At 38.3% G+C, this 22,614-nt stretch carries 22 protein-coding genes; 21 read left to right on the plus strand and 1 reads right to left on the minus strand.

What is annotated here, in order from left to right:
• Positions 1–8: 8 nt before the first annotated feature.
• Complete coding sequence (locus tag HSM_RS10970; RefSeq protein ID WP_006251201.1) at positions 9–158, minus strand: hypothetical protein; 150 nt, start codon at positions 156–158, stop codon at positions 9–11.
• Between the two features lie 532 nt (positions 159–690).
• On the opposite strand from HSM_RS10970, the gene rpsF reads away from it, so the two are divergent.
• The 21 genes from rpsF to murE all read left to right on the plus strand — a co-directional run bounded on the left by rpsF (position 691) and on the right by murE (position 22,593).
• Complete coding sequence (rpsF, locus tag HSM_RS03085; protein WP_012341431.1) at positions 691–1,068, plus strand: 30S ribosomal protein S6; 378 nt, start codon at positions 691–693, stop codon at positions 1,066–1,068.
• A complete protein-coding gene (priB, locus tag HSM_RS03090; protein WP_012341432.1) occupies positions 1,055–1,381 on the plus strand; it encodes a primosomal replication protein N in 327 nt (108 codons plus the stop codon). Before rpsF ends, priB begins: the two co-directional genes overlap by 14 nt.
• 12 nt (positions 1,382–1,393) lie before the next feature.
• Positions 1,394–1,621, plus strand: a complete 228-nt coding sequence (gene rpsR, locus HSM_RS03095; RefSeq protein ID WP_005759927.1) for a 30S ribosomal protein S18 — start codon at positions 1,394–1,396, stop codon at positions 1,619–1,621.
• An 18-nt stretch (positions 1,622–1,639) separates the two neighbouring features.
• Positions 1,640–2,089, plus strand: a complete 450-nt coding sequence (rplI, locus tag HSM_RS03100; protein ID WP_011609589.1) for a 50S ribosomal protein L9 — start codon at positions 1,640–1,642, stop codon at positions 2,087–2,089.
• Positions 2,090–2,482: 393 nt separating this feature from the next.
• Positions 2,483–2,611 carry a hypothetical protein gene (locus HSM_RS11125; RefSeq protein WP_265468973.1) on the plus strand — a complete coding sequence of 43 codons (129 nt, stop codon included), beginning with the start codon at positions 2,483–2,485 and terminating at the stop codon, positions 2,609–2,611.
• Between the two features lie 10 nt (positions 2,612–2,621).
• Positions 2,622–3,809, plus strand: coding sequence for a M20 metallopeptidase family protein (locus tag HSM_RS03105; RefSeq protein ID WP_012341433.1), 1,188 nt, complete (start codon positions 2,622–2,624; stop codon positions 3,807–3,809).
• Between the two features lie 263 nt (positions 3,810–4,072).
• Positions 4,073–4,981: a COG2958 family protein gene (locus HSM_RS03110; RefSeq protein ID WP_012341434.1), complete on the plus strand. Its 909-nt coding sequence runs from the start codon at positions 4,073–4,075 to the stop codon at positions 4,979–4,981.
• Positions 4,982–4,984: 3 nt separating this feature from the next.
• Positions 4,985–8,317, plus strand: coding sequence for an N-6 DNA methylase (locus HSM_RS03115; protein WP_012341436.1), 3,333 nt, complete (start codon positions 4,985–4,987; stop codon positions 8,315–8,317).
• Between the two features lie 50 nt (positions 8,318–8,367).
• Positions 8,368–8,895, plus strand: coding sequence for a restriction endonuclease subunit S (locus tag HSM_RS03120; protein WP_232451444.1), 528 nt, complete (start codon positions 8,368–8,370; stop codon positions 8,893–8,895).
• A 568-nt stretch (positions 8,896–9,463) separates the two neighbouring features.
• Entirely contained in the window at positions 9,464–10,621 is a 1,158-nt protein-coding gene (locus HSM_RS03125) for a calcium:proton antiporter (RefSeq protein WP_012341438.1), read from the plus strand.
• A gap of 71 nt (positions 10,622–10,692) precedes the next feature.
• On the plus strand, positions 10,693–11,697 hold the full coding sequence (locus HSM_RS03130) for a YeiH family putative sulfate export transporter (RefSeq protein ID WP_012341439.1): 1,005 nt from the start codon (positions 10,693–10,695) through the stop codon (positions 11,695–11,697).
• A 16-nt stretch (positions 11,698–11,713) separates the two neighbouring features.
• Positions 11,714–12,826: a PhoH family protein gene (locus HSM_RS03135; RefSeq protein ID WP_012341440.1), complete on the plus strand. Its 1,113-nt coding sequence runs from the start codon at positions 11,714–11,716 to the stop codon at positions 12,824–12,826.
• A gap of 21 nt (positions 12,827–12,847) precedes the next feature.
• The gene (ybeY, locus tag HSM_RS03140; protein WP_012341441.1) at positions 12,848–13,312 is read left to right on the plus strand and encodes an rRNA maturation RNase YbeY; all 465 of its coding nucleotides are present in this window, start codon (positions 12,848–12,850) and stop codon (positions 13,310–13,312) included.
• A gap of 10 nt (positions 13,313–13,322) precedes the next feature.
• Positions 13,323–15,254 (plus strand): tRNA(Met) cytidine acetyltransferase TmcA, encoded by a 1,932-nt coding sequence (locus HSM_RS03145; RefSeq protein WP_012341442.1) that lies wholly within the window; start codon positions 13,323–13,325, stop codon positions 15,252–15,254.
• Between the two features lie 32 nt (positions 15,255–15,286).
• On the plus strand, positions 15,287–15,460 hold the full coding sequence (locus HSM_RS10770; protein WP_011608503.1) for a DUF5363 domain-containing protein: 174 nt from the start codon (positions 15,287–15,289) through the stop codon (positions 15,458–15,460).
• Between the two features lie 144 nt (positions 15,461–15,604).
• Positions 15,605–17,188, plus strand: a complete 1,584-nt coding sequence (locus tag HSM_RS03150; protein ID WP_012341443.1) for a carbon starvation CstA family protein — start codon at positions 15,605–15,607, stop codon at positions 17,186–17,188.
• A 222-nt stretch (positions 17,189–17,410) separates the two neighbouring features.
• A complete protein-coding gene (mraZ, locus tag HSM_RS03155) occupies positions 17,411–17,869 on the plus strand; it encodes a division/cell wall cluster transcriptional repressor MraZ (RefSeq protein WP_012341444.1) in 459 nt (152 codons plus the stop codon).
• Between the two features lie 111 nt (positions 17,870–17,980).
• Complete coding sequence (gene rsmH / locus HSM_RS03160; protein WP_012341446.1) at positions 17,981–18,946, plus strand: 16S rRNA (cytosine(1402)-N(4))-methyltransferase RsmH; 966 nt, start codon at positions 17,981–17,983, stop codon at positions 18,944–18,946.
• The gene (gene ftsL / locus HSM_RS03165) at positions 18,946–19,266 is read left to right on the plus strand and encodes a cell division protein FtsL (protein WP_012341447.1); all 321 of its coding nucleotides are present in this window, start codon (positions 18,946–18,948) and stop codon (positions 19,264–19,266) included. The genes rsmH and ftsL overlap by 1 nt, the downstream gene beginning before the upstream one ends.
• Before the next feature lie 24 nt (positions 19,267–19,290).
• Complete coding sequence (gene ftsI, locus HSM_RS03170; RefSeq protein WP_012341448.1) at positions 19,291–21,090, plus strand: peptidoglycan glycosyltransferase FtsI; 1,800 nt, start codon at positions 19,291–19,293, stop codon at positions 21,088–21,090.
• A gap of 15 nt (positions 21,091–21,105) precedes the next feature.
• Complete coding sequence (gene murE / locus HSM_RS03175; RefSeq protein ID WP_012341449.1) at positions 21,106–22,593, plus strand: UDP-N-acetylmuramoyl-L-alanyl-D-glutamate--2,6-diaminopimelate ligase; 1,488 nt, start codon at positions 21,106–21,108, stop codon at positions 22,591–22,593.
• Positions 22,594–22,614 lie beyond the last annotated feature (21 nt).

Below are 22,614 nucleotides of genomic sequence, written 5' to 3' on the forward strand. Positions count from 1 at the left end.
ATCTGTCTCTATTTTGCTTTTAACCGCCAATGGCATTTTTCCTCAATCCAACCTTTCTCAACCAATCCTTTCTCCATTAAATACCGCAATACCGTATAAACCGTTTGGGTTTGTGGGTTTGGCAAGGTGTGTCCTATCTTTTGTCCGTCTAATTTCATCGCTCGGTGGGTAATCTCATTCGTGTTGAGCCATTTATCAGGCTGTGATTTCAGTATATTGGCAACTAATTTTTGTGGGGAAGTAATAAAACGAGCATTTCTCTCTTTCTTACCAGTGGAAAATGGCGTATTTTTGGTATGGTTAAGGGCGGTACGATAATCAGCGAGTTTTTGGTAAATATCTTTTAACTGCTGTTCAAGTAAGGCGATTTTCTTTTCAAGCTCTTCACCCTCTTGTTCTCATTCAGCAATCGCTGCTATCAAGGTTTTTGATAAAATAGCCTGAGAGTGTTTCATTGCGTTTTCCTTACCTTTAGGTTATAACAGATAAGAAAAATGTAGCAGAAACAAAAAGGAAAATCTTTGTGCAACTGCTACATAATACCGAAATTTTATCCTTTTCACTTGAGCTTTATTTTTAATCTCTGTATAATCGCCAACCTTACAGCCATAGTTAATTTTCGTTCCTTGCTTCCGCAAGATTGGTGGCTGGTCTTATAATCGGAGGCTGATTAACCCGTAAGGAGCAGTAATGCGTCACTACGAAATCGTATTTATGGTTCATCCGGACCAAAGCGAACAAGTACCCGGTATGATTGAACGTTATACAGGTTCTGTTAAAGAAGCTGGCGGTCAAATCCATCGCCTAGAAGATTGGGGTCGTCGCCAATTAGCTTACCCAATCAATAAATTACACAAAGCACATTATGTGCTAATGAATGTAGAAGCGCCTCAAGAAGTCATCGACGAGCTAGAAACAACTTTCCGTTACAACGACGCAGTTCTTCGTAACGTAATTATTCGTACTAAGCACGCCGTAACAGAAGCGTCCCCAATGGTTAAAGCACGTGAAGAGCGTAAGCCTTTAACTGAAGTTGAAAACAACGATTTTGAGGATGCTGAAGAGTAATTTAGAGGTTGATAATCGTTTTTCGTTAATTGGCAAAGTTGCTGATTTTCCAAAACGAAACAAAAGCCCAAGTGGAATTGATCATTGCCTTTTCTATTTGGAACATCGTTCAAATAAAAAAGAAGCAGGTTTTACCCGTCAAGCATGGTGTAAAATAGCCATCCAAATTAGTGGCAATCAATTAATAGAGAAAACTCAAAGCATTACGGTCGGTCAGCAATTATTAGTTGTAGGTTTTGTTACTTCGCATAGAAGTTCAAATGGTTTAAATCAATTAATATTGCATGCCGAGCAAATCGAATTTATAGAGTAGGAGACTAGCCAAATGGCACGTTATTTCCGTCGTCGTAAGTTCTGCCGTTTTACAGCGGAAAATGTAGTAGAAATCGATTATAAAGATATTGCTACATTGAAGAACTATATCACAGAGAGCGGCAAAATTGTTCCAAGCCGTATTACCGGTACTCGTGCGAAGTATCAACGTCAATTAGCTCGTGCTATCAAACGTGCTCGCTATTTAGCGTTACTTCCATACACTGACAATCATCAGTAATTTAAGGAGAATACGGTAATGCAAGTAATTCTTTTAGATAAAATTGCTCATCTCGGTAACGTAGGTGATCAAGTTAGCGTTAAAGCAGGTTTTGCTCGTAACTTCTTAATTCCACAAGGTAAAGCAGTTATGGCAACTCAAGCTAATATTGAATATTTTGAAAGTCGTCGTGCTGAATTAGAACGTAAAGCAGCAGAAGTTCTAGCTACAGCACAAGCTCGTGCTAATCAGTTAGCAGAATTGGCAACTGTTACTATTACATCTAAAGCCGGTGATGAAGGTCGTTTATTCGGTTCTATCACCGCACGTGATGTGGCTGAAGCAGTAACTGCGGCAGGTGTTGAAATCGCTAAAAGTGAAGTTCGCCTTTCAACAGGACCACTTCGCACAACCGGCGAACACCAAGTCCGTTTCCAATTACACGGCGAAGTATTTGCAACATTAAATGTTGTTATTGTTGCAGAGTAATCATTAAAATTATAATGACAGAACCCAACTTTTATGTTGGGTTTTTTTATATCTTTGTTGCCCCAAGTAATCTTATAGCTAAATTCTTTAACTCATACATTAATCCACGTATTTTTCTAACATAACATTATTCATTTCTATTTTTTATCCTTTATCCTTTATCCTTTATCCTTTGACAACCTTAGTAGCTTTAATTCAATTATAATAACGCGCTGTTTTCTTACTAACTCTTTGAGAAATAGTAATCTCCGATAATTCCTGTAATGATCATGGGCTTATTGTAATCTCTGCTGTTGTGTATGGGATATTTTAAAATCTAAATAATCCGATACGGTGTGCCGTTTCTTTTTTGAGTATAATCTGTCAATCTTCTTTTACTAAAGGAGATTATTGATGAGTAAATCAAAAGTAGTATTAATCCGATATATATGGTGCTACAATAAGTGCGGTGCATGGTGCATGGTGCATGGTGCATGGTGCATGGTGCATGGTGCATGCTTTGATATAATATATTTTGAGTGAGGAATTTGCGATGTCCTATTTAGAACGTGCAAGAGAGCTTTTTGATGAAGCAAAAGCAGTGAGAAGACAAATCCATCAACACCCTGAAGTGGGTTTTGAGTTGCCCGATACCATGGCGTTGATTAAGAAAAAATTGGACGAACATAATATTCAGTATCGTCAATTGGACGATGCCTATGCTCTAGTGGGGACGTTGGGCGATCCGAGCAAGGGTAAGACGTTGTTGTTGCGTGCGGATATGGACGGCTTGCCGATGGTCGAAGAAGCAAATTTGGAATTTGCCGCCAAAAATCAATGTGCACATTTGTGCGGTCATGATATTCATGCGACAAGTTTATTGGTTGCCCTGATCATGCTCAAAGAAGATGAAGATAAGTTGCAAGGGCAAATCAAATTTTTATTCCAACCTGCCGAAGAAACGCTGAATGGTGGTAAGTTGATGATCGAAAAAGGGGTGTTGGAAAACCCAAAACCGGATGCTGGTCTAGCACTCCATATGTGGCCTAATGGTGAAAAACCAGGGATTTTGATAAATAAAGAAGCTGCATTGGCATCTGCATTGAATTTTAAAATCGAGATTAAGGGCAAAGGGGCACACGGTGCGATGCCTTATAACGGTGTCGATCCTGTGTTTGTGGCTTCGCAAATTATTAACGGCGCCAACGGTATTTTGGCACGTGAGTTGCCGTCCAGCAAAGGGGCTTCTTTATCCATAGGATCGATCAGTGCACCGGGCGGGGCAATCAATATTGTGCCTCCTAATGCGTATTTGGAAGGAACTTCCCGCTCGTTATACGATGATTCGGCTAAACACATGGCAAAACGATTGCCTGAAATTGTCGAGCATATCGGTAAGGCATTCAGAGCCGAGACAGTCTATGAGGAAGTAGCGAATGTGCCTGCGTTGGTCAATACGCCTACCATGTCTGAGTTGGTCAAGGCGTCGGCAGAAGAAGCATTAGGTTCTGAATATACGGTGAAATATATTGATCCTATTTTAGCGTCCGAAGACTATGCCCATATCGCCAGTCAATTGCCTGAATCCTGCTATTTCTTTGTGTCTTGCCCGCAACCGGATGCGGACGGCAATGTCTATGCGGTACACCACCCTAAAGTGGTCTTCAATGAAGAGGCATTGATTATCGGCCCTGCAACTATGGCACAAGCTGCGGTGAACTGGTTAGCAAGTCATCGTTAAGGGGGTGACTCAATGAGCCAGTGTGGTGTGTATTGAAATATCAATCCCATTGGCTTTTTTGTTTTTGAATTAAAAATATTTCATTCAAAGTTTTCCGTCAATATCCGCTTTGGGATCCCTTGCCATTTAAAAAATTAACCCAAGCGGTTTTTTTTGCATAAACAGAAAAAAGTTGTAGCAATTATTACATCAATATAGACTTGTTCCGATTTTAACTCATTGATATTTTAGTTAATCTAAAAATTTATGGAAATAAAATAGCCATGAAAACACTCAGTCAAGCCGCTAAAGTAGTCACTTTTTTACGGCAAAATCCACAACAAAAATTCACCGCTCGCCAAATTGCCAAAGCGATTACTGCGCAATATCCGCACGATTATCAAGAGAAAAAAGCCAACTTTACGGATGAAGGGAAATTTATGCAACAAATTGTGGCGGAAATTGGTTCACAAAAAGATGCCATTTTAAAACGTTGCCCCGACATTCAAATGCAGGATAAACCGCGTCCGCGCTTATTTTGGTATGAAACAGGAAATTCAACAAAAGGTGCTTTTTCTGAAAACACTTTTGTTCAAGTCAACGATAAAAAAATCTCTGAACATGATGTGTATCCTCAACTCATGCAATTTTTATCACAAGAATTGAACTTGTACTGTTTACGGATTGATGAAAAACGCTCTAAAAACAATCGTGGCCACAAAGGTAATCAATGGCTACACCCTGATATTGTCGCTATGCAAGCCTTGGATAAACAATGGACACAAGATATTCAAGATTGTGCTAAATTGGGTTCAGGGAAAAATGTGGTATTGTGGTCGTTTGAAGTAAAATGCGAATTAAACGGTGGAAATGTGCGTGAAAGTTTTTTCCAAGCGGTCAGCAATTCCAGTTGGGCAAATGAAGGCTATTTGGTGACCACCGCCATTGTTGGTGAACACACCGAGGAAGAATTGCGGATTTTGTCGGCATTACACGGCATTGGTGTGATAATTTTGAATTTAGACGATTTAAACGAAAGCGAAATTTTATTGCCTGCCAAACGCAAAACCGAAATAGATTGGCAATCTGCTAATCGCATTGTGGAACAAAATACGGATTTTAACAAGTTTATTGAATACGTTGCCATTTATTATAAAACAGGCAAAATTGTTAAAGAGAGTTGGAATAAATAAAACATGATTACCAAACACAACCTTCCCGAATTATTAAACCATCTCGGTTTTACCGAACAGAATCAAATCTACCGCAAAGTTTTTCATGGGCAATATGAATTAAGCGTGGATTTCAAAGCAGAAAAAATCCATTATCCCAATGGTTTAACCGCCGAACGCGACACCACGCTCAATTTCAGCCAGCCTGAAAATTTCGTGGTGTTGGAATGCGTGTGCCACTTATTGCAAACGAGTTACACGCCCAATCAAATCGTTTTAGAGCCGAAAATGACAGGCGGACGCGAAGACACCAGTTTTTATTGCGATATTTTATTGCGCGATAACGACCACACGCCCTATATGTTGATTGAATGCAAAACCACCGACAACAGCAACAGCGAATTTGAAAAAGCATGGCGCAAAATGCAAAAAGACGGTGGTCAATTGTTCAATTATTTCAACAGCTACCGCAAAGCACAATATTTATGCTTGTATGCTTCTGACTGGAATGGCGAAAACGTAGAACATAGCTACCGCCTTGTTTCCATGAAAGACAACACCGAATATTTAAAAAGCGATGAAAAATTGATTGGTTATGAGCAAATTCACGCAGAAAGTGGCAGCAAAAGCGATTTCTTTGAAGTTTGGAAAAACACTTACCAACTGGACGCAACAGAACATCAATTATTTGAATCTGCACCATTTAATATCGGCACACGCCCCTTTTCAGCCAGCGATTTGAAAGTGGTGGATAACACCAGCATTCAGAAAAAATACCACCAATTCGCCACCATTATGCGCCAACACAATGTTTCGGGGCGCGAAAATGCGTTTGATAAATTGGTGAATTTGTTTCTCGCCAAAATCAAAGACGAAAGCGAAAACCCAAATGAATTAAAAGTTTATTGGAAAGGCGCGGCACAAGATAATTATTTTGACCTGCAAGACCGCCTGCAAGCACTTTACAAAAAAGGCATGGACGAATTTTTGGGCGAAGAAATTACCCACGTTACCAAAGAAGAAATTGAAGCCGCCTTTATCTTATTCAAAAACAAAAAAGACGAAACCAAGAAAACCATTTTGGACAAATTCACCGAAATCAAATATTACACCAACAACGATTTCGCCTTTTTGGACGTACATAATAAAAAACTGTTTTTCCAAAACGGTGCAATTTTAAAAGAAGTGGTACAGATGCTACAGGACATTCGCCTAAAAACCGACAATGGCGGCGAAAATCAATTTTTGGGCGATTTGTTTGAAGGTTTCCTAGACCAAGGCGTGAAGCAGTCGGAAGGGCAATTTTTCACGCCTTTGCCGATTGTGCGTTTTTTGGTGTCGTCTTTGCCTTTGGCAGATTTGATTTCAGGCAGCGATGCACCGCCGAAAATGATTGACTATGCTTGCGGTGCGGGGCATTTCTTGAATGAATACGCCAGCCAAATTCGCCCATTGGTTCAAGCATTTAAACAAGCGGACACCGCACCTTATTATCAAGCCATCGTCGGCATTGAAAAAGAATACCGCCTCTCCAAAGTGGCGAAAGTTTCCGCGTTTATGTATGGGCAAGACGGCATTCAGATTGTCTATGGCGATGGTTTGACTGCACACAACGATAAAGTGAAAGTGGAAAATGGTGCGTTTTCGGTGCTGGTCGCCAATCCGCCGTACAGCGTGAAAGGTTTTTTGGACACGCTTTCAGACGATGAGTGCAAATCTTTTTCGCTTTACAAACATGTGGATAAAACCGATACCTTTAATTCCATTGAAACTTTTTTCATTGAACGCACCGCACAATTGCTCCAACAAAATGGCGTGGCGGCGATTATTTTGCCGTCTTCTGTGTTGAGCAATGGCAACATTTACATCAAAGCACGCGAAATTTTATTGCAACACTTTGATATTGTGGCGATTGCCGAATTTGGTTCAGGCACATTCGGCAAAACAGGCACCAATACCGTAACCCTGTTTTTGCGTCGCAAATCAGACGCACCCAGCTTGTCCGCACATTACCAAAACCGCGTGGATTTTTGGTTTAGCAATGACAAGTCCGCCGATGAATTGTTCCAAGACGCACATTTATTGCAGCAATATTGCCAACATTGCGGTTTAAATTGGCAAGATTATCAAGACTTTTTGACTTTCAGGCTGCCTGAAAGCGGTATTTTCGCCGATTACCGCGAAACTTATCGCCAAAGCACTGATTGGAAACAACGTCAAGCCAAACGCGATTACAAAGCACTTTCCGATACGGAAAAAGCAGATTTGTTTGAACAAAGCGCGTGGGCGTTTGCGCGTGAAATGGAAAAAGACAAATTGCATTATTTTTTATTGGCTTATGCCAATCCGCAGCCTGTACTCATCATCAAAAGCCCCGCCGACAACAAAGAAGCGAAAAAATTCTTGGGCTATGAATGGAGCACACGCAAAGGCAGCGAAGGCATCAAATACATCGGCAGTAGCGAAGCGGAAAACGAAGAAAACCCCAACCGCAATCAAGGCATTTTCAAAATGCACACGCCACTTTTCAATCCGAATGATTTGCATGACTCTAGCAAACTCAATCACTTAATCCGCCAAAATTTTCAGGCCGCCTGCACGCAAACGCAGCCTGAAATCAGCGAAGATTTGCGCCCATTTGCCAGCTTGCGTCCTTTGCATGAAATGCTGGATTTTTCGCGCACGGTGTTTGATAAAGCCATTCAGACGGCATTGGTGGAGAAGGTGGAAATTCGGAGTAAGTATCCATTGGAAATCATTGGTAAAATTGCGCCACATATTGAAAGCGGAAAACGTCCTAGTGGTGGCGTAGGCTTTATTTCATCGGGCGCATATTCACTGGGTGGAGAACACATTCATAAAGACAATGGACATTTGGAATTAAAAAATATCAAATTTGTACCATTGACTTTTTTCCATGAAGCAGAAAAAGGAAAAATCCAAAAAGGTGATATTTTATTGTGTAAAGATGGTGCTTTAACTGGAAAAGTGGCATTGGTACGCGATGAATTGAATGATATTTTTGCAATGGTTAATGAACATGTTTTCGTTATTCGTTGCAGCCAGCCTGAAACCCAACAATATTTATTCCATGTTTTACATTCGGCAATGGGGCAAAAATTATTAAAAGCCAATACAACAGGTGCAGCACAAGGCGGACTTAATTCAAGTAATTTGAAAAATATCCGTATTCCCCTACCACCATTAGCCATTCAGCAACAAATCATTGCCGAATGCCAAAAAATTGACCAAGAATACGAAACCAGCCGTATGGCGATTGAAACCTATCGTGCCAAAATTGCCCAAATATTCAGCGATTTAGAAGTGCTGGCACAAAATTCATCTAGGGGGGGGTAAAACTGTTTAAAATCAAAGATTTATGCAAAACAAATCCTTCAAAAAATATTTTGAGGGATTTGCCTGATGACTTGATTGTTTCTTTTGTGGAAATGGCATCGGTCAGCAATGATGGTTACATTCAACAAAAAATTAACCGTCCATTGGGCGAATTGCGTAAAAGCAGCTACACCTATTTCCAAGAAAATGACATCATTATTGCCAAAATAACGCCTTGCATGGAAAACGGTAAATGTGCATTAGCAACAGAATTGAGCAATCACATTGGCATGGGTAGCTCAGAATTTCATGTTATCCGCTCCCAATCACCAACATTGAATAATGCTTTTTTATTCCATTTTTTAAATCGGAATGAAATTCGTCAATCAGCAGAACAACATATGACTGGGGCTAGCGGTCATCGCCGTGTACCAATCGGGTTTTATGAAAGTTTGCCAGTTCCCGTGCCAAGTATTGAGAAACAAACTGAAATCCTCGCCCAAATCGCGCAATACGAAGCCCAAATCGCCACTTGCGAGCAAAAAATCCAATCTTTGCCCGCTCAAAAACAGGCAATTTTGGTGCAGTATTTGCAGTGATGTAACTTTCAGACAACCTGAAAAATAAAGGCAGGTAAATATCCGAAAACGACTTAATTCTTTACACGACCACAGACATTCAAGCCCAATTTTTGTTATACGAATTGGGCGGGTAATTGTGGCTAACGCAAGCAGAAATTGCCGAACTGGTCAAATTAAGAAAAAAACGGCAACCCTACCTCATTTCTTCCTGAAAGTGCGGTGTTTTTTAGCGATAAAAATCATTTCGTTGATTAAAAACTTTTCATGAAGACAAAATATGTGATTTTTTAAATGAAAAAATCGCTATTTGCAATGCCGTTTATTGAATCAAATGGTTACATATCAATGCTATCGTTTTTTTTGTTTTTGAATGTGAAATAATGAAGCGATAATTTGATTTAATTTATGTATTGTTATTTAATATGCCTATCCGTTGGTAACGGCGATTATTTTATTAAGCATGACATTACGCTTGCTGTCTACACTGTCAATAAAACACGTTTATGTGATGGTCTGGGGAGTATTTTATGTCTTGTTTTTGTGTGTTGTTGTAATCTGTATATGAGTTTTTTTTGGAGTATCTATAATGGAACCATCCTACCAGGAACAAAACAATTGTACTGAAACGATTAAAATCAATGAAGTCAAAAAACTTTGGTTGGACAGTAAATTTTCCCTTAATTTACCTGTATGGACATTGTTGTTGCCTTTATTTGCATTATTAGTATTGGCATTTCATTTGCTGACTTACCCAACAGGCTGGTTGATTAATACTGTTACTACGGTTTTGCTTATCGGTTCGGTATTTGCTGCAGTGCATTATGCTGAAGTGATTGCTCATAAGGTGGGGGAGCCGTTTGGTACGTTGGTGCTTGCAATAGCGGTAACCGTTATTGAAGTGGCATTAATTGTGATCCTGATGAGTAACAGCACGCAGGAAAATTCTTTGGTGTTGGCAAGAGATACAGTTTATGCGGCATTAATGTTGATTTGTAATGGGATCGTGGGTATCGGGCTGCTGATAGGCGGTATGAAAAATTATGTCCAATTATTTAGCTTGCACGGTATTAAGGCTGCTGTCAGTGTTTTACTGGCAATTTCATTAATTGTTTTTGTGTTGCCTAATTTTACGCTTTCTGCCGAGGGTGGTGGAATGGTCAATTCACAGCTGTTGTTTGTGGCAATGTGCTGTTTGGTACTTTACGGCTCTTTCATTTTTACGCAAACTATTCGCCATCGTAATTATTTTGTTGATGAGGATGAAAATGAAAGCCATCACAACGACAATTGGTTAACAATTGGTGTGAGTATTGTGTTTTTATTGATAAGTTTAGTTTCTGTGGTAGGACTGGCTAAAATGCTATCGCCTACTATTGAGTCTGCACTAGTTAGTTTCGGGTTGCCTAAAATAATGTTGGGGATTATCGTTGCCGGTTTGGTATTGTTGCCGGAATCAATTGCTTCAATTAAGGCTGCCTATAATAACCAGTTGCAAAACAGTCTGAATCTTGGTTTGGGTTCGGCATTAGCGTCTATCGCTTTAACTGTGCCTGTGATTGCGATTATTTCTGTTATCTCCGGCCAGCCTATTGTGTTTGGTTTAACAGCCAAAGAAAGTTTGATGCTGATTATTACACTTTTATTGACAATGAATACTTTAAGCACAGGACGTAGCAACTTTTTGTTGGGAGTTATTCATTTGGTAATGTTGGCAACTTTTATTTTCTTTTCCATCATTCCTTGATTTTGAAATGAATGATTTACATCAGTAAGTACGAAGAGAAAATCAATCACATTATTATCGGGTAGAAATATATGAAAAATAGAAATTTTTATTTTGGATTGGGTTTTATTGCTTTGCTTACCATTATCGTGAGTTGGTTGGCAAATACTCAATTTGCACATCAAGCGAAAATCAGTGCTTTGACTATCGCAATTTTGTTAGGCATTTTAATTGGTAATACCTTTTATCCCGCACTTTCATCAAAACTGGACAAAGGCGTGTTATTTGCCAAGGGAACATTGCTACGTATTGGAATTATATTATATGGCTTCCGTTTGACTTTGCAGGACATTAGCCATGTGGGAATCAATGCCATTGTTACAGACAGTGTTATGTTGCTTTCCACTTTTTTCCTTGCCATTGGGATAGGAATTTATTGGCTTAAAATGGACAAGCAGACGGTGTATTTGACGGCTGGAGGCTGTAGCATTTGTGGGGCGGCGGCTGTGATGGCAATGGAACCTGTTACCAAAGCCGAATCTCATAAAGTATCCGTTGCTGTTGCGGTCGTTGTTATTTTTGGCACGATTGCCATGTTTCTATATCCGTTTGCCTATTCTTATTTACAACATTGGCTAACAGATCATCAATTTGGGATTTATATTGGTTCAACGGTACATGAAGTAGCACAAGTTTATGCTGCCGGCGGTAATATTGGTCCTACGGTTGCTGATACAGCAGTAATCACCAAAATGATTAGAGTAATGATGTTAGCACCATTTTTATTAGTTTTATCTTGGGCATTATCAAAACAGAAATCAGATAAAAGTAAAATTAATATTCCTTGGTTTGCTTTCTTATTTATTCTCATGGCAATCTTTAATTCCTTTGATATTTTGCCAAAAAGTGCGGTTAAATTTATTGTAAAATTAGACGATTTACTGTTAATTGCCGCAATGATAGCTTTAGGATTAACCACTCATATTAGTGCTATCAAGAAAGCGGGTGTAAAACCTTTATTATTAGGGATGTTACTCTTTATTTGGTTGGTTTTAGGAGGATTAGCAGTGAATTTGTTAATGCAAGGATTTTTATAAAGATAAGGATATTATTTTGAACAATCTTACTGAAACGTTTACTCTCGAACCTCAAGATAATGCACGCTTACAATCCCTTTGTGGCACATTTGATGAGCATTTGCAATTAATTGAAAGCAGTTTTAATTTGGTTGTTTCACGCCGTAATTTTACTTTTACTGTACAATCCGCAGACGGAGAAGAAAAAAACACGTATCATCCAACTTTGCTAAAAAGTGCGGTGAAATTAATTAAAAATTTATATGCTGACACTGCAAAAATTCGTGGCAAAGTGAAAGAGCTGGATTTGGAAGATATACATTTGGCAATTCAAGAGAGCCGAATGTTATTACAAGATAATACTCAAACAAAGCGGGAAGATAGTAAAGTTTATAGCACAACAATTAAAACTAAACGTGGCTTAATCAAACCTCGTGGTAAAAACCAAATTGAATATTTACATAATATTCTCACACACGATATTAGTTTTGGTATTGGACCGGCTGGAACAGGGAAAACTTTTTTAGCCGTTGCCGCAGCGGTTGAAGCATTAGAGCGTCAAGAAGTGCGTCGTATTTTGCTTACACGTCCTGCTGTTGAAGCCGGTGAAAAATTGGGTTTTTTACCCGGTGATTTAGGACAGAAAATTGAACCTTATTTACGTCCGCTTTATGATGCTTTATTTGAAATGTTAGGGTTTGAGCGTGTGCAAAAATTAATAGAACGTAATGTAATTGAAATTGCACCGTTAGCTTATATGCGGGGACGAACGTTAAACGACAGTTTTATTATTTTAGATGAAAGTCAAAACACAACGGTTGAACAAATGAAAATGTTTTTAACCCGAATTGGATTTAATTCTAAGGTTGTTGTAACCGGTGATGTTACGCAAATTGACTTACCTCGTAGTCAAAAATCCGGTCTTCGCCATGCGATTGAAGTATTAGAAAATGTGCCAGAATTAAGTTTTAACTATTTTGACAGCAAAGATATTGTACGTCATCCTGTTGTGGCAAAAGTTGTTCAAGCTTATGAGGTTTGGGAAATTAAAGATGAGTTTCGTCGCCAACAATTAGCCGAGCAAAAACAACAAGAGCGGTTAGAAAAAGAGCAGTTTACCGAAGAACGGGTAAAAGCGTTACAAGAATAATTTTATACAAAGGTTCAATTCATGAAAAATGTCATTATTGACCTACAGATAGCGAGCGAAGATGCGACCAATTTACCAAGTGTGGAACAAATTCAACTATGGGCAAATGCGGCAATTCGAGCGGAAAACTCACAACCTGAAATGACAGTACGCATTGTTGATGAAGAAGAAAGTCACCATTTGAATTTAACCTATCGTGGTAAAGATAAGCCGACTAATGTGCTTTCTTTTCCTTTTGAATGTCCTGATGAAATTGAATTACCATTAATTGGTGATCTAGTGATTTGTCGTCAAGTAGTAGAACGAGAGGCGACAGAGCAAGAAAAACCACTAATGGCACATTGGGCACATATGATCGTACATGGTAGTTTACATTTGTTAGGCTATGATCATATTGAAGATGATGAGGCGGAAGAAATGGAAAGGTTAGAAACGGAAATTATGCTTTCGTTAGGTTTTACTGATCCTTATATTATTGAGAAATAACCAACCTGAAATGATATCTTCTCGCCATGTGCAAATTAGTATTGCACCCAATCTGCAAGGTTTTGGACCGCACTTTTTATCACATTTTGATGTTTTGTGGTTAGGGTGGGAAAAACCCGATTTTAATGTGCATTTTTGCCATGTGCAAAAAGCAAAAAAGTTACTTGGGCAAGAGTTTTTAAATGTGATTTTTGATGCTCGTCAGGGATTTCATTTAGAAAGTTTGGCGATTGTGGCGGGAACGATAAAAGCAGGTGGAACATTAAATATTCTACTTAATCATTGGGATCTTTTAGAACAACAGGCTGATGTTGATAGCTTGCGTTGGAGCGGTGTAGAAGAAATGATTGCAACACCGCACTTTATTCGGCATTTTCAACGGATTGTTAATCAATTTCAGTTTCCTGTTAATCATTTCGCTATTCCAGCGATTACTCAAAATAACCTATCTGATTTATTTTGTTCAGTTCAATTGAGTGCAACTAAAGCACAGCAAAAAGTTATTGACAGTATTTTACAGCAACAGGCAGATATTTATTTTTTAACAGCAAAACGTGGACGAGGCAAATCAGCATTATTGGGTTTGTTATCTCAACAAGTAAAACAGAAAGTTTATTTGACGGCACCGAATAAAAGTGCGGTGAATATTTTGCAAAAGTTCGCCGGTCAATCAGTTATTTTTATTGCACCTGATGAGTTTGTTCACCGTTTGGTAGAAAATCCGCAAGAATATCAACATGCTTGGCTATTTGTAGATGAAGCAGCCATGCTACCTGTCAGTACCTTAAATTTTTTTAGTGCTTATTTTAAACATATTGTTTTTAGTACAACCATTCATAGTTACGAAGGTACGGGGCGTGGTTTTGGCTTAAAATTTAAGCAACGAATTTTACAACAACGGCGAAAATGTCTTGAATTTGAATTAAAGGAGCCATTGCGTTGGCGTGAGGATGACAAGTTAGAACCTTTTATTGATGTGCTTTTATTGCTTAATAGCGAAGATGATTTTCGGCAATATCATTACAAATCCAATTTGGACGTTCACATAAAATCGCTAAATCAACAGGCGTTATTGACACAAATAGCAGATTTTTACGGTCTATTATCTTTAGCACATTACCGCACTTCTCCTATTGATTTACGTCGTTTATTGGATGCTCCAAAACAACGATTTTATTTGGCACAGACAGAAGGACATTTGCTCGGTGGAATATGGGCATTAGAGGAGGGGGGATTGACAGATCGAGGATTGATTGCGGCGATTTGTCGAGGAGAACGCCGACCGAAAGGGAATTTAGCAGCACAATTATTGGCTTTTCAATATCTTAATTCACAGGCTTGTGAATTACGTTCTTTACGAATTTCTCGCATTGCACTTCAACCTAATTGGCAGAGAAGGGGAGTAGGGCGAGATTTGATAGCTGCTTTGAAAGTAGAAAGTAACATTGATTTTTTATCAGTGAGCTTTGGTTACAGCTCGGAGTTGGTTTCTTTTTGGCATAAGTGCGGTTTTAATTTAGTGTATTTGAGTGAGTATAAAGAAAGTAGCAGTGGCACATATAATGCAATGGCTATTTGTCCTTTGACTTTGCGAGGCAAAGAATTTTCACAACAATGTATGAGTCAATTTAGACGAGATTTTGTTTTATCGGATCATCCTTTATTGAATGAGATTATAAATAATCAAACTATTGAGGTAGAGTTAAATGCCTTTGATGTATACTCATTGCAAAATTTTGCATTTTATTACCGCACTTTATCGGCTGCTCGTCCTGCCTTATGGAGACTATTGAAGATGATAGCTCCCTCTGATTGTCCTGTCTTGAGGAAATATTTTTGTGGTGAAAAAGATTTCTTGTCTTATGGCGGTTATCGACAAGGAGTGATAATTTGCCGCAACGAAGTAAAAGAAGTGTTGCAAAAATATAAAAACTTTCTATGATGGAGTGATTTTTATACAGGAAGGAGAATGTGATGCCGGATCAATCAGAAAAGAAAGGTTTTTTCCGCCGTATGCTGGATGCGTACAATCAATTTTGTAATGAAATGGAGGTGGATAAAGGGACTTGTCGAGGCTGTGTACCTATAGTCAAATTTGATGAAAATGCAAAACAAGAAACAGATAATGAGGCTGGTAAAGCATCATAATTGTGAAGTACTTCACATAATGGAAAAGATTTAGCCAACCAATGTATCCATCTTAGTTTACTTAACTATAACAACTCTCTAAAATACGCACGCTTTACTTCAGTGAAGTTGGCGTATTTTTATTATTATTTTTAGGTGATTATTATGTTATGGTTTTTCTTTTGTGTTGCCCTATTGATTTTAGGCTATTTCACATACGGTAAATTTGTTGAGAAAGTATTTGTTATCAATCCGAACAAGAAAACGCCCGCTTATTCTATGACAGATGGTGTTGACTATGTTCCGATGTCTAAAAAGAAAATTTGGCTAATTCAATTATTGAATATCGCAGGCACAGGTCCGATTTTCGGACCGATTATGGGGGCATTATATGGACCGGTGGCGATGTTATGGATTGTACTGGGTTGTGTATTTGCCGGTGCAGTACATGATTATTTCTGTGGTATGTTGAGCGTTCGTAATGGTGGTGCTTCAATGCCTACTCTTGCCGGACGCTATTTAGGTACTCCCGTTAAAGTATTTATTAACGTACTTGCCGTTGTTTTATTATTCCTTGTCGGGATTGTGTTTGTAACCAGTCCTGCTCAGTTATTAAGTACTATTACTTTAGATATGTTTGGTAGTGCAAGTATGGCTACAACCAATGCACATGAGGTGGTAAGTGCGGTACAAAACGCTGGTGAGATCCGTGTTTGGGGAATGGATAAACCGACAGTTGTGGCGGTTTGGACTGGAATTATTTTCCTTTACTATATTGTGGCGACATTGTTACCGATTGATAAGATTATTGGACGTATTTATCCATTATTTGGTGGATTATTATTATTCATGTCTGCCGGTATGGTATATGGCTTAGTATCCAGCCATTTAAATGGTGCTGATCCAATTGAATTTTTCCGTTCCGTTGATGGTATGAGTTTTGAAAAATTCTTACAAAACTTTGAAACTCGTAAAGAGCTACCATTATGGCCATTATTATTCTTAACCATTTCTTGTGGTGCACTTTCCGGTTTCCATGCAACTCAATCTCCATTGATGGCACGTTGTGCTGAAAATGAGAAAGAAGGTCGTTTTATTTTCTACGGAGCCATGATTGCAGAAGGTGTTATTGCTTTAGTTTGGTGTACTGTTGGTTTAAGTTTCTATGAAAATTTGGGTGAACTATTAGCTGCAACCCAACAAGGTTCACCTTCCAAAGTAGTGTATGATTCTTCTATTTATTTCTTAGGGACTATTGGTGGTGTTTTTGCTGTATTAGGGGTAGTTGTGCTACCTATTACTTCCGGAGATACAGCATTCCGTTCCGCTCGTTTGATTATTGCGGAGTTCTTAAAAATTGAACAACGCACTTTGGTGAAACGGTTACTTATTGCAGTTCCGTTATTTGCAGTCGGTTTTTGGATTATTGCATCAAAAATTGACTTTGGTGTGTTGTGGCGTTATTTCACTTGGGCAAACCAAGCAACAGCAATGGTGATGCTATGGACAGCTGCGGCTTATCTATATCGTTACAATAAATTCCATTGGGTGTGTACTATTCCGGCAGCATTTATTAGTGCGGTATGTTTTACATACTTAGCCTATAACAAAATTGGTTTTGGTTTAGATTATCAACTTTCCGTTTATATTGGTATTGGATTAACTATTTTGTGTTTAGTGGCTTTCTTTATTTTATTGAAACCGTTAGGTTCGAAAGATCCGGATGCCTTTATAAATGATGTAGCATAATTTATAAACAATAGATAAAAAACCGTTTAAGGCAACTTGAACGGTTTTTTTATAAAAAATTTACTTTATTTATATGTTTTCAAGATAAAAAACTTGCAACCTAACTTGACAGATAATACACTTATTAAGTGGTAAAAAGTGGAATTTTGTGGAGAAATTTGTCATAATCTTCCTAATTTATCTGCGATGAATAATTTTTTGTGATTAAAGTAAGGAAACAATATGTTTCGAGGTGCATCAGCGGTTAATCTTGATTCTAAGGGGAGGATTGCAATTCCTACTCGCTATCGTCCGGAAATCCTCGAAATAAATCAGGGGCAGATGGTTTGTACCGTTGATATTCGCCAGCCTTGCTTATTACTTTACCCTTTAAACCAATGGGAAATTATTGAGCAGAAATTATCGAAATTGTCGAATTTCAATCCGGAAGAGCGTAGTTTGCAACGTGTAATGCTAGGTTATGCAACTGAATGTGAACTTGACAGTGCCGGACGAATTCTTATTAGTGCTCCTTTACGTCAACATGCAAAATTAGAAAAATCCATTATGTTGGTGGGGCAATTAAATAAATTTGAAATTTGGAGCGAGTCAGAGTGGCAAGCTCAAATTGAAAAAGATATGACATTAGGTGCGAGTGGACAATTTGCCATGTCTGAAGCATTAAGTATGTTATCCCTATAATAAAAAAGATACGTTACAGTCAGTAACGGTACTAGCAAAGGTAAAAAGGTACGTTTTTTGTTGTACCTTTTATCCCTTTTGATTTTATTGATTTTTCCTAGGTTATTGCAAATGAGTATGCAAGATACATTTTCTTCACCTGAGCATTTCACTGTTTTATTAAGAGAAGCAGTTGGCGGTTTAGCCTTAAAAGAAAATGGTATCTATATTGATGGGACTTTCGGTCGAGGCGGTCATTCTCGTTTTATCCTTTCTCAACTGTCAAAAAAGGGTCAATTAATTGCGATTGATCGTGATCCCCAAGCAATTCAGGTTGCACAAAATATTCAAGATCCACGTTTTCGTATTGTGCATGACAGCTTTTCAGCTATTCCGGATATTTGTGAAAAATTAGGATTGACGGGCAAAATTGACGGGATTTTACTTGATCTTGGCGTGTCATCTCCACAACTTGATAATGCGGAAAGGGGATTCAGTTTCATGAAAGATGGTCCTTTGGATATGCGTATGGATACGACACAAGGATTATCGGCAACGGAATGGTTGAGGCAGGTTTCTGAACAGGATTTAGCATGGGTATTGAAAACTTTCGGTGAAGAACGCTTTGCCAAACGTATAGCTCAGGCGATTGTAGGATATAACAAAAGTGCGGTGCAAAGTGGAGCAGAACCTTTAAACAGAACTTTACAATTAGCTGAACTGATTGCTCAGTCTGTACCTTTTAAAGATAAGTATAAGCATCCTGCAACGAGAAGTTTCCAAGCTATTCGTATTTTTATTAATTCCGAATTAGATGAATTAGAAAAAGTATTGAATGGAGCTTTAAATGTTCTCGCTCCTCAAGGACGTCTGTCGATTATCAGCTTTCATTCTCTAGAAGATCGTATGGTAAAGCATTTTATACGTAAGCAAAGTAAAGGTGATGATTTGCCCAAAGGATTGCCATTGCGTGAAGAGCAAATTCAACATAATCAAAAATTAAAACCTGTTGGTAAAGCGATTATGCCGACAGAACAAGAAATGGCTGCTAATGTCCGTTCAAGAAGTGCGGTCTTACGCATTGCGGAGAGAATATAATGGTAAGAGATTTCGAACGCTACCCATTGTATAAAGTTATTTTTGAGGACTTGGTTTCTGCAAATAAATTATTAATTGTTTTAACGATTTTGGTTGTATTGAGTGCGTTAAGTACAGTTTGGATTACTCATCAAACTCGTATTTTAGTTGCTAAAAAAAGTAATTTAGTTGTTGAAAATCAATCACTTGAGCAAGAATATTTAAATTTAAGATTAGAGGAAAAGGCCCATAGTCTTCATTCCGATATAGAGTCTTTTGCCTCTCAAAAGTTGAAGATGAAATCCGTTCCGGCTGAACAAGAGGTTGTTATCATTGAATAGATAATAGATATTAGGCGGTTATTAATGACACATAATAAGATAAATCGAAAAAACAAACGAGCATTTGAAAATGGTGCAAAGCGTAATCAACCTAAAAAGATCTATGAAAATAGTTTCTTGAAATGGCGTTTTATGGTTGTTGTTGGTCTTATTATTTTATCACTCACAGCTTTAGTGGGACGTGCTACTTATGTACAGATGATTAAATCCGATGTGCTATCTAATGAGGCGGATGAACGATCCTTGCGTAAAGAAAAAATTTTGTCTATGCGAGGTACCATTGTTGATCGCAATGGGCAACTTTTATCAGTGAGTGTTCCTATGTTTTCAATTTCAGCTGAACCAAAAAAAATTTTTAGTAAAAATGGTTTACAAGATGAGGAACGCTGGCGTGCATTAGCTAAAGCATTAGGTATGTCTTACAAGGACTTACGAAAAATTCTAGAAAAAAATCCTAAATCTGGTTTTGTCTATTTAGCTCGTCAGGTGTCACCAACCATTGCGGAGTATGTTAAAGAATTAAATCTATATGGAGTTAACTTAAAAACTGAACCTCGTCGTTTTTATCCTAAGACAGAGGAAACTGCACATTTACTCGGCTATACCAATATAGACGGGGAAGGTATTGAGGGGATAGAGAAAAGTTTTAATTCATTTTTAGTTGGTAAACCTGGATCAAGAACAGTTCGCAAGGATAGGTATGGTAGGATTATTGAGAATATATCAGATCTTAAGAAATACGATCCGCAAAATGTCATTTTAAGTATTGATGAAAAATTACAGTCCGTAGCTTATCGTGAAATAAAGAAAGCTGTTGAAAAATACAAAGCGGAATCAGGAACGGCAGTACTTGTTGATATTCATACGGGAGAGGTGTTGGCTATGGCTAATGCACCTTCTTATAATCCAAATATACGCACAAGTTTTAAGACTGAAGTGATGCGTAATAGAGCTATTACAGATACTTTCGAGCCAGGTTCGACTATTAAACCTTTTGTTATTTTGACCGCACTTGAAAAAAAAGTAGTGCGAAGAGATGAGATAATCGACACTGGTCGTTTAGTTTTAGATGGGTATGAAGTTAAAGATGTTGCAGTCAGAGATCGCCAAACGCTTGATCAAATTTTAGAAAATTCGAGTAATAGAGGGGTGAGCCGTTTGGCTTTGCGTATGCCTGCAAATGCACTAATAGATACATATAAAAAAGCAGGTTTAGGGCAACGAACAGAATTAGGTTTAGTTGGGGAACAGGCAGGTTTCTTGAATGCCGATCGTAAGAAATGGTCAGATATTGATAGAGCCAGTGTTTCCTTTGGTTATGGCATCAGCACTACGCCGTTACAACTTGCTCGTGCCTATGTTACCTTGGGCAGTTTCGGTATTTATAGACCTCTTTCAATTACAAAAGTAGATCCTCCTGTTATTGGGCAGCGAGTGTTTTCTGAAAAAATGACTCGTGAAGTGGTTAATATGATGGAGAAAGTTGCGATAAAAAATAAAAGAGCAATGGTAGAGGGTTATCGAGTGGGAATAAAAACAGGAACAGCAAAGAAAATTGAAAATGGGAAATATGTTAACAAATATATTGCTTATACAGCCGGACTTGCTCCAATCAGCAACCCTCGCTATGCCTTAGTGGTATTAATTAATGATCCTAAAGGTAGAGAATATTATGGTGGGGTTGTTTCTGCCCCTGTATTTTCCAATATTATGAGTTATGCTTTGAAAGCAAATAATATTCCTCCTGATAGTAGTAACTATACAAAAACTGTTAGACGTACAGTTTATCTCAATAGTCAAGAGAATAAAGCGAAAGCCAATTAATCATTCAGGTAATCTATGAAAAAATTAACCGCACTTTGGGATATTGATGAACAATTAGATAGCGTTCATAGAGATATTGAACTTCAAGAAATGATTTTAGACAGCCGTTTAGCTAAGACCGGCTGTCTTTTTGTTGCGATTAAAGGACATCGTGTTGACGGTCGAGAATTTATTATGCAAGCCATTCAAAATGGAGCAAGTGCGGTGCTGTTTGAAACTGATCTAGTGGAGCAGCATTTGACAGTAAGCTTTGAGCAAAATATTCCGCTTATTGCGTATTATGAACTGTCAAAACATCTTTCTCATATTGCAGATAGATTTTATTCATCTCCTTCACAACGTTTAACCCTTGTTGGTGTAACGGGAACCAATGGTAAAACAACCATAGCTCAGTTACTTGCACAGTGGACACAAATTTTAGGGCATACAAGTGCGGTCATGGGGACGATTGGTAATGGTTTATTTGGGCAAATAAAAGAAGCTTCAAATACAACGGGATCGGCAATAGAAATACAATCCTCGTTAGATAAATTTATTCGGCAAGGTGCTGATTTTGCTGCGATTGAAGTGTCTTCTCACGGGTTAGTGCAGCATAGAGTTGAGGCACTGACTTTTCGTGCAGGCATTTTTACCAACCTAAGCCGTGATCATCTTGATTATCATCATACCATGGAAAATTACGCACAAGCGAAGAAACGTTTGTTTAGTGAACTGAATTGTCAACATAAAATTTTAAATGTTGATGATGAAATCGGGGCAACATGGTTGATTGAATTAAGTAAAGATGATCCTGATGTGGTTGCAGTAAGTTGCCGTGCGGATTATCAGCCCGATACAAAAAATTGGCTAAAAGCAACCGCACTTAGTTTTCACAGCAAAGGCACAACGATTGAATTTGCCTCAAGCTGGGGAAATGGGATCTTAAGTAGTCCATTAATTGGGGGCTTCAATGTGAGTAATTTATTACTTGTTTTAGCCACACTCTTATCGCTTGGGTATGACATAGATAAATTACTTGCTACAGTACGGCAATTAACCGGTGTTTGCGGGCGAATGGAAATGTTGAGTGCAAAACATAAGGCTACCGTGATTGTTGATTATGCACATACACCGGACGCTTTAGAGAACGCTTTGCAATCTGCTGCAGTTCATTGTCAGGGAAAACTTTGGTGTATTTTCGGTTGTGGCGGTGATCGTGATAGAGGTAAACGTCCATTAATGGCAGCTATTGCCGAAAAATTTGCTGATAGTGTGATTGTTACTGATGATAATCCTCGAACAGAGAATCCTGAACAAATTATGCAAGATATTTTGACAGGTTTTCAGCAATCAAGTGCGGTGCAGATTATTCATCAGCGTGAGCAAGCAATTAAAACAGCGTTACAAAGTGCGGTAGAAAATGATGTTGTTTTGATTGCTGGAAAAGGTCATGAGAATTATCAAATTATTGGAACAACTAAATACCATTTTTCGGATCAGGAAATTGTAAAAAAGTATTTTTAAGTTTAGTAAAATTTGAAGTCA

It is taken from the genome of Histophilus somni 2336 (genome assembly GCF_000019405.1).
GTDB lineage: Bacteria > Pseudomonadota > Gammaproteobacteria > Enterobacterales > Pasteurellaceae > Histophilus > Histophilus somni.